Here is a 5,572-nt window from a genome sequence, read left to right as displayed (position 1 = left end):
TAGGTTGATCGGAAGCGCAAGCGGTTGAGAAGAAAGAAAAACTTCTTCAAAAACAGCTTGACGAGACACAAGGCTGCTGTAGAATGCGCGGCCTCGGTTGAGACGAAAGACTTGATCGAAACGCTCTTTAACAACTGAATCAAGCAATTCGTGTGGGTGCTTGTGAGGTAAGACTGGTAGTCAGCAAGATTATCAGCATCACAAATACTCAACGAGAAATCATTGAGTGCTCTTCTTGAGGGTAACCTTTAGAAGAGATTGCGATTGCTGAGCCAAGTTTAGGGTTTTCTCAAAACCCATGCAGTATTGAACTGAAGAGTTTGATCATGGCTCAGATTGAACGCTGGCGGCAGGCCTAACACATGCAAGTCGAGCGGATGAGTGGAGCTTGCTCCATGATTCAGCGGCGGACGGGTGAGTAATGCCTAGGAATCTGCCTATTAGTGGGGGACAACGTTTCGAAAGGAACGCTAATACCGCATACGTCCTACGGGAGAAAGCAGGGGACCTTCGGGCCTTGCGCTAATAGATGAGCCTAGGTCGGATTAGCTAGTTGGTGAGGTAATGGCTCACCAAGGCGACGATCCGTAACTGGTCTGAGAGGATGATCAGTCACACTGGAACTGAGACACGGTCCAGACTCCTACGGGAGGCAGCAGTGGGGAATATTGGACAATGGGCGAAAGCCTGATCCAGCCATGCCGCGTGTGTGAAGAAGGTCTTCGGATTGTAAAGCACTTTAAGTTGGGAGGAAGGGCATTAACCTAATACGTTAGTGTTTTGACGTTACCGACAGAATAAGCACCGGCTAACTTCGTGCCAGCAGCCGCGGTAATACGAAGGGTGCAAGCGTTAATCGGAATTACTGGGCGTAAAGCGCGCGTAGGTGGTTTGTTAAGTTGAATGTGAAAGCCCCGGGCTCAACCTGGGAACTGCATCCAAAACTGGCAAGCTAGAGTATGGCAGAGGGTGGTGGAATTTCCTGTGTAGCGGTGAAATGCGTAGATATAGGAAGGAACACCAGTGGCGAAGGCGACCACCTGGGCTAATACTGACACTGAGGTGCGAAAGCGTGGGGAGCAAACAGGATTAGATACCCTGGTAGTCCACGCCGTAAACGATGTCGACTAGCCGTTGGGATCCTTGAGATCTTAGTGGCGCAGCTAACGCATTAAGTCGACCGCCTGGGGAGTACGGCCGCAAGGTTAAAACTCAAATGAATTGACGGGGGCCCGCACAAGCGGTGGAGCATGTGGTTTAATTCGAAGCAACGCGAAGAACCTTACCAGGCCTTGACATGCAGAGAACTTTCCAGAGATGGATTGGTGCCTTCGGGAGCTCTGACACAGGTGCTGCATGGCTGTCGTCAGCTCGTGTCGTGAGATGTTGGGTTAAGTCCCGTAACGAGCGCAACCCTTGTCCTTAGTTACCAGCACGTAATGGTGGGCACTCTAAGGAGACTGCCGGTGACAAACCGGAGGAAGGTGGGGATGACGTCAAGTCATCATGGCCCTTACGGCCTGGGCTACACACGTGCTACAATGGTCGGTACAAAGGGTTGCCAAGCCGCGAGGTGGAGCTAATCCCATAAAACCGATCGTAGTCCGGATCGCAGTCTGCAACTCGACTGCGTGAAGTCGGAATCGCTAGTAATCGTGAATCAGAATGTCACGGTGAATACGTTCCCGGGCCTTGTACACACCGCCCGTCACACCATGGGAGTGGGTTGCTCCAGAAGTAGCTAGTCTAACCTTCGGGAGGACGGTTACCACGGAGTGATTCATGACTGGGGTGAAGTCGTAACAAGGTAGCCGTAGGGGAACCTGCGGCTGGATCACCTCCTTAATCGAAGACTTCAGCTTCTTCATAAGTTCCCACACGAATTGCTTGATTCACTAGCGAAAAGCGATTGGGTTTCGACCCGAGAGAGACGATTGGGTCTGTAGCTCAGTTGGTTAGAGCGCACCCCTGATAAGGGTGAGGTCGGCAGTTCGAATCTGCCCAGACCCACCAATTGTCATGGGATGTGGCCGATCTGTAGATGGGGCCATAGCTCAGCTGGGAGAGCGCCTGCTTTGCACGCAGGAGGTCAGCGGTTCGATCCCGCTTGGCTCCACCATTATTCTCGCCATCGCTTGAAAGCACAGAAATGAATAGATTCCTTAGGGAGTGTATTGATTTCTGGTCTTTGCGCCAGTAACTGTTCTTTAAAAATTTGGGTATGTGATAGAAGTAGATTTGAGTGGTCACTTTCACTGGTGATTATTCAAGTCAAGGTAAAATTTGCGAGTAAAATTGCGGATTTTCGGCGAATGTCGTCTTCACGTTATTAGACAATAACCAGATTGCTTGGGGTTATATGGTCAAGTGAAGAAGCGCATACGGTGGATGCCTTGGCAGTCAGAGGCGATGAAAGACGTGGTAGCCTGCGAAAAGCTTCGGGGAGTCGGCAAACAGACTTTGATCCGGAGATGTCTGAATGGGGGAACCCAGCCATCATAAGATGGTTATCACACACTGAATACATAGGTGTGTGAGGCGAACCAGGGGAACTGAAACATCTAAGTACCCTGAGGAAAAGAAATCAACCGAGATTCCCTTAGTAGTGGCGAGCGAACGGGGACTAGCCCTTAAGCTTCTTTGATTTTAGCGGAACGCTCTGGAAAGTGCGGCCATAGTGGGTGATAGCCCTGTACGCGAAAAGGTCTTAGAAGTGAAATCGAGTAGGACGGAGCACGAGAAACTTTGTCTGAATATGGGGGGACCATCCTCCAAGGCTAAATACTACTGACTGACCGATAGTGAACTAGTACCGTGAGGGAAAGGCGAAAAGAACCCCGGAGAGGGGAGTGAAATAGATCCTGAAACCGTATGCGTACAAGCAGTGGGAGCCTACTTTGTTAGGTGACTGCGTACCTTTTGTATAATGGGTCAGCGACTTATTTTCAGTGGCGAGCTTAACCGAATAGGGGAGGCGTAGCGAAAGCGAGTCTTAATAGGGCGTCTAGTCGCTGGGAATAGACCCGAAACCGGGCGATCTATCCATGGGCAGGTTGAAGGTTGGGTAACACTAACTGGAGGACCGAACCGACTACCGTTGAAAAGTTAGCGGATGACCTGTGGATCGGAGTGAAAGGCTAATCAAGCTCGGAGATAGCTGGTTCTCCTCGAAAGCTATTTAGGTAGCGCCTCGTGTATCACTGCTGGGGGTAGAGCACTGTTTCGGCTAGGGGGTCATCCCGACTTACCAAACCGATGCAAACTCCGAATACCAGCAAGTGTCAGCACGGGAGACACACGGCGGGTGCTAACGTCCGTCGTGAAAAGGGAAACAACCCAGACCGTCAGCTAAGGTCCCAAAATCCTGGTTAAGTGGGAAACGATGTGGGAAGGCTCAGACAGCTAGGAGGTTGGCTTAGAAGCAGCCACCCTTTAAAGAAAGCGTAATAGCTCACTAGTCGAGTCGGCCTGCGCGGAAGATGTAACGGGGCTCAAACCAGGTACCGAAGCTACGGGTTCAACGTAAGTTGAGCGGTAGAGGAGCGTTCTGTAAGCCTGTGAAGGTGAGTTGAGAAGCTTGCTGGAGGTATCAGAAGTGCGAATGCTGACATGAGTAACGACAATGGGAGTGAAAAACTCCCACGCCGAAAGACCAAGGGTTCCTGCGCAACGTTAATCGACGCAGGGTGAGTCGGTCCCTAAGGCGAGGCTGAAGAGCGTAGTCGATGGGAAACGGGTTAATATTCCCGTACTTCTAGTTACTGCGATGGGGGGACGGAGAAGGCTAGGCCAGCTTGGCGTTGGTTGTCCAAGTTTAAGGTGGTAGGCAGAGGTCTTAGGTAAATCCGGGATCTTAATGCCGAGAACTGATGACGATCCTTCTTTTAGAAGGAGAAGTGGTTGATGCCATGCTTCCAGGAAAAGCCTCTAAGCTTCAGGTAACTAGGAACCGTACCCCAAACCGACACAGGTGGTTGGGTAGAGAATACCAAGGCGCTTGAGAGAACTCGGGTGAAGGAACTAGGCAAAATGGCACCGTAACTTCGGGAGAAGGTGCGCCGGTGAGGGTGAAGGGTTTACCCCGTAAGCTCATGCCGGTCGAAGATACCAGGCCGCTGCGACTGTTTATTAAAAACACAGCACTCTGCAAACACGAAAGTGGACGTATAGGGTGTGACGCCTGCCCGGTGCCGGAAGGTTAATTGATGGGGTTAGCGCAAGCGAAGCTCTTGATCGAAGCCCCGGTAAACGGCGGCCGTAACTATAACGGTCCTAAGGTAGCGAAATTCCTTGTCGGGTAAGTTCCGACCTGCACGAATGGCGTAACGATGGCGGCGCTGTCTCCACCCGAGACTCAGTGAAATTGAAATCGCTGTGAAGATGCAGTGTATCCGCGGCTAGACGGAAAGACCCCGTGAACCTTTACTATAGCTTTGCACTGGACTTTGAATTTGCTTGTGTAGGATAGGTGGGAGGCTTTGAAGCGTGGACGCCAGTTCGCGTGGAGCCAACCTTGAAATACCACCCTGGCAACTTTGAGGTTCTAACTCTGGTCCGTTATCCGGATCGAGGACAGTGTATGGTGGGTAGTTTGACTGGGGCGGTCTCCTCCTAAAGAGTAACGGAGGAGTACGAAGGTGCGCTCAGACCGGTCGGAAATCGGTCGTAGAGTATAAAGGCAAAAGCGCGCTTGACTGCGAGACAGACACGTCGAGCAGGTACGAAAGTAGGTCTTAGTGATCCGGTGGTTCTGTATGGAAGGGCCATCGCTCAACGGATAAAAGGTACTCCGGGGATAACAGGCTGATACCGCCCAAGAGTTCATATCGACGGCGGTGTTTGGCACCTCGATGTCGGCTCATCACATCCTGGGGCTGAAGCCGGTCCCAAGGGTATGGCTGTTCGCCATTTAAAGTGGTACGCGAGCTGGGTTTAGAACGTCGTGAGACAGTTCGGTCCCTATCTGCCGTGGACGTTTGAGATTTGAGAGGGGCTGCTCCTAGTACGAGAGGACCGGAGTGGACGAACCTCTGGTGTTCCGGTTGTCACGCCAGTGGCATTGCCGGGTAGCTATGTTCGGAAGAGATAACCGCTGAAAGCATCTAAGCGGGAAACTTGCCTCAAGATGAGATCTCACTGGAGCCTTGAGCTCCCTGAAGGGCCGTCGAAGACTACGACGTTGATAGGTTGGGTGTGTAAGCGCTGTGAGGCGTTGAGCTAACCAATACTAATTGCCCGTGAGGCTTGACCATATAACACCCAAACAATTTGATGTTTGCGTGTCAGACGGTTGAAGTCGACAACAAACCGAAAAGACGCAACGCTCGCAAAGCGAAAGCAATACCGAAACACCATCACATACCCAATTAGGGGAAGCGACTCAACACCGACTCCCCAACCGAATTGCTTGACGACCATAGAGCGTTGGAACCACCTGATCCCATCCCGAACTCAGTAGTGAAACGACGCATCGCCGATGGTAGTGTGGGGTTTCCCCATGTGAGAGTAGGTCATCGTCAAGCTTCTACACCAAACCCCCGATCTTCGTAAGAGGATCGGGGGTTTGTCTTTG

2 tRNA genes and 3 rRNA genes are annotated in these 5,572 nt (G+C 51.6%); all 5 read left to right on the top strand.

Going from position 1 to position 5,572, the window contains the following annotated elements:
• The first annotated feature begins 308 nt into the window (after positions 1-308).
• The 5 genes from ACQKIK_RS22470 to rrf all read left to right on the top strand — a co-directional run bounded on the left by ACQKIK_RS22470 (position 309) and on the right by rrf (position 5,522).
• A 16S ribosomal RNA gene (locus ACQKIK_RS22470) occupies positions 309-1,845 on the top strand.
• A 91-nt stretch (positions 1,846-1,936) separates the two neighbouring features.
• Positions 1,937-2,013, top strand: a tRNA-Ile gene (locus ACQKIK_RS22465).
• 30 nt (positions 2,014-2,043) lie between these two features.
• Positions 2,044-2,119 (top strand) — tRNA-Ala (locus ACQKIK_RS22460).
• Positions 2,120-2,361: 242 nt separating this feature from the next.
• A 23S ribosomal RNA gene (locus ACQKIK_RS22455) occupies positions 2,362-5,252 on the top strand.
• A 154-nt stretch (positions 5,253-5,406) separates the two neighbouring features.
• Positions 5,407-5,522, top strand: a 5S ribosomal RNA gene (gene rrf / locus ACQKIK_RS22450).
• The 16S, 23S and 5S rRNA genes sit together here with 2 tRNA genes alongside, the layout of an rRNA operon.
• Positions 5,523-5,572 lie beyond the last annotated feature (50 nt).

The organism is Pseudomonas sp. NPDC047961 (assembly GCF_050272435.1).
Taxonomy (GTDB): Bacteria; Pseudomonadota; Gammaproteobacteria; order Pseudomonadales; family Pseudomonadaceae; genus Stutzerimonas.
This window is presented reverse-complemented; position numbering and strand designations above follow the sequence as displayed.